Genomic DNA, 3,733 nt, shown 5'->3' on the forward strand with positions numbered 1-3,733 from the left:
GATACCTCACCCCACACGAAACGCGCCTGAGACACCAGCGAGAACAGACCCTCGCGGCATAACAACGACGTGTCCAGGATCACGGGGAAACTTCATAGCCACGCCTCAAGCCCACACCGTTTTGACCACGGCATGACCTGCCGAAGTTGCCGCCCATAGAATCCTTGGAGGTCCCGATGATGTTCGAGGTACTCCTGCCTGGCCCATCCGAGGTCGTTGACCCTGGCACCAACAACGTTCCACAGTTCGTCGAAAGAGACAGCCGTAAGGAAACGCGGCGCCTGTGACGCACCGGGCAGCTCCAGAAGCCTCAGCGGGGAATCGGAGGGGCCGGTCAGCACAGGGCGGCCGCCATAGATCGGCAGAGCCCAGGACTCGTCGGCGTCTGTATAGAGAGCATCGGCTGCCGCATAGAAGTCGTTGACAGCCAGATGGCCAGTGCGATCGGCGGTCGAGGTACAGCCGTTGCACAGCACATCAAATGGCCGCCGGCAAGAACCGAGCGGCGAGGGCTTTGCACCGTGACGTTCGCCCGTCCTCGCACGGCCACCAGCACCGGTCAGGTAACCTCTGGAACTGACCGGCCTCGGTCGTCGGCACTGGCAGACGCTTGGTTCATGGACGCGACCGTGTCTCGGTAGGCTTTGGCCAGTTCGCGCTCAGCCATGCTCTGAGGGTAAGCAGATGCGGGAAGCGTGCTCGGAGCGCAAGGATGTCGGCGTGGAATCCTTTCTCGTTGAGCCAGTCGAACATGTTTGCAGTCCCTTCTCCAGCTTCTCCTCTCAGTGCTTCGGATGGAGGCCGCTCAAAACGAGTGGGAATTCCACCGGCCTCCGTGATCGTCTCGCCGACCTGTCGCACGGTTAGTTCGTCACCGGCTATCTCGATCTTCGTGCCGATGTACGAAGCCGGGTCTGCGAACGCAGCTGCAGCAATCCAGCCAATATCACTCAAAGCAATCATCTGCAGCGGGGTTTCTGCGTCAAGTGCAAGAAGAGCTACTCGCTCACCATCCCTTACCTGAGGTACCATTAACGGCCAGTTCTCCATGAAGAACACCGGGCGAAGCACTGTCGCGGGCACGCCAAGAGCATCAATATACTGCTCAATCTGTGCCTTGGAATCAAAATGGGCGATGCCCGAGCGACGCTCAGCTCCTCCTACGGAGCTATAGACCAAATGACGTATCCCTGTTATCACGGCGGCATCGGCTACGTTCATTCCTCGCCTCACCTCGGCATCAGACGGAGAGTCCGCCAGGTTCGCGGGCTGAACGCTGAATAGACCATATGCGCCCTGTGCCGCCGAGAGCAAGGAATTCAGGTCATCCATGTCTCCGACGGCCAACTCGGCACCCAGCAGCTCAAGGTCCCTGGCCCGGCCTTGGTCCGGGTCACGAACCAAGGCCCGCACCGCCCAGCCTCTACCAATGAGCGCGCGCGCTACAGCACCTCCCTGACCACCCGTAGCTCCGGTTACCAGAATGATTTTCCTGTCCAACATTGCCAGAAATTCCTTCCTCAGACGCAGGGCCTGGTCCCTGAAAGCAGACCCGCGGGAGGTATCTTTCGTCGGCCAGGAGTGCCCCACGAGGCTTTCTCATACATGTCCGTCACCTGCTCTGCCAAGGGACAGTTTGCGGGCAACGCAGACGGGAACGATACAGAGTAAGACGAACATGGCGGCTTCCACGTTCACGATTGGCGCCTGCAGAGGTCGTGTCATGCTCGCAGAAATCCACAGTGGCAGCGTCCGCGGCCCTGCAGTGGCAACGAAAGTACCCAAAAGGGCATCACCACACGAGACCGCAAATGCAAGCAACCCTCCCGCGTACACCGCGGAACGGAGTGCCGGGAAGGCAACAGACTGAAAGTTTCGGAAGATCCGCGGCGCACTCAGGTCGGCCTCCGCCGCTTCACGCAAGGGCGTCAACTGCCTTAGATAGGCGGATATATTATTAAATATGACCACGACATAGCAGATCGCGTGTCCCACAATTATCATAAAGAGTCCGGGGCCAGCAACCGGTGTCAGGAAAGGGCCAAGGGCCGAACTTAGTGCGACGCCGGTGACAATTCCTGGCAGCGTCACTAGTAGGACCATCGTGACCGGAATCGTCTTCCGGCCAAAGAAAGAACGTCTCCGAATTATGAACGCGATCAGCGAGCCGACTGCGAGCGCGATCATTGTCACTGCAAGTCCGATCTTCGCTGAGACCCACAAGGGCTGCCACGCTCCGTCGCTCGTCCACACTGTTGCCTCCCAACTGCTTGTAAGGCCACGGAGGGTCTGGCCCACGGATTGGTTCGGGCTGAGCGAGCGGATCAGAACGAGCATCAGCGGCAAATAGATCACCACGGATCCGAGCCGAGCCGCGGTGCGCGGTGCGATCCGAGCCGGGCGGGAGAGGTTCATCGGGGAGTGGTCCTTTCCGCCTTGGGATGTTCCCATTCACAGGCTGCGCGGTGCTTTGATGCGGCGCGCTGTGATCAGGTAGGCGCGACGACGGCCACCGGTGGTCGTGCCCAGCACGACGACGAGCCGCAGGCTGAGGGTGACCCGTGGAGTACCCGAGTTTGCCGATCAGCCAGGTCTTGCCGCCGACAATCTCCACAGTGATGCAGTTGCCCAGGCTGAGCCAGAAGGTGAGTACCAGCCCGGCCGCGACCAAGACGGAGGCAGTGAGTCTGTCCCACGGACCGCTCAGCCCAGTGGCTTCAGCGCCCAGTCGAGTGGGGCGCTCTCGGGGAGAATCAGCCGCTGCACGTACACCTTGCCGAGATAGCTGGTCCACAGCGGGGGATCTCTACCATGAGCAGCGGCCGGCGACGCGGGCTTGTGACCGGGGCGGTGTGGTACGGGATGCCTGATACACAGCATGGTCGGTCGACGCCAAAGCGATTCACCTCCCAAACCCCTTCAGTGCCTGGTCCATCAGCCGCTGAAGTTCGCTTCTGTTTCAGATTTCCTGGACCGAAGCCTTGATCCCTCGAAAACCATCAGAATAAATAACTATGGAGATTCACGCGCGCAGCTGGCCACATGCCCGCACCATCCACTGGAAGAATGATTTCGCATGCCTGTCGTCACGGCATTGAGTAATTCATACTCAGCACTCTTCGCTACCGCGGCGGCCTACTGATCGCACGCTCTGCCATCATCACTCGCCCCCTTGCGGCGCTATCTAGGCCACCATGAATCACACACGGTAGTGCTCCATGCACTCTTCGATAGTGACTCGCTAGATCGACACTCTCGGACAAGTTGAGCGTTCGCTGCAGCTCATCGATGTTCCCTTTGGGAGTCCGCGCACATTAGAGAATCAAGGCGCTCTTAGATTCAGGGACTCGGGGGATTTGACGGAAAATTCGTACTGGGTTTCATCGCTTGACGCTAGAGGGATGCGAGCGGCTTTCGGCGGGCATGAAGTATCCCCGCCGAGTCCCGCACAGAAGGGAGCCGCGATCATCGCGCCCCTGCGGTCGGCTGTCCGATCGACCGACTTCGACATCACGTGGATGCGCCTCACAAGACGGGCTTAACCGAGCGACCTGGAACACGTGATTGCGGGGCTACCTCTAGGAGCAATACCGGTGACTTTGATCGGTGTTGGCCGTTGGGTGTGGTGTGCCGAGGCCGGGCCTGTCCAGTTAACGGTGTAACTGGGTTGCTTGGTGGGGTCAGATTCGGTTGTTGGTGAGGCGGCCGTCGAAGGCGATGCCGAAGGCCTGCA

The 3,733-nt window shown here is 59.9% G+C and carries 2 protein-coding genes; both read right to left on the reverse strand.

The window, feature by feature from the left end; all coding sequences use genetic code 11:
• Positions 1-615: 615 nt before the first annotated feature.
• Positions 616-1,503, reverse strand: a complete 888-nt coding sequence (locus ACFQ79_RS40435) for an NmrA/HSCARG family protein (protein ID WP_383593321.1) — start codon at positions 1,501-1,503, stop codon at positions 616-618.
• A 96-nt stretch (positions 1,504-1,599) separates the two neighbouring features.
• On the reverse strand, positions 1,600-2,415 hold the full coding sequence (locus ACFQ79_RS40440) for an ABC transporter permease (RefSeq protein WP_383593324.1): 816 nt from the start codon (positions 2,413-2,415) through the stop codon (positions 1,600-1,602).
• Between the last annotated feature and the right edge of the window lie 1,318 nt (positions 2,416-3,733).

The organism is Streptomyces sp. NPDC056480, assembly GCF_042795405.1.
Classification (GTDB): domain Bacteria; phylum Actinomycetota; class Actinomycetes; order Streptomycetales; family Streptomycetaceae; genus Streptomyces.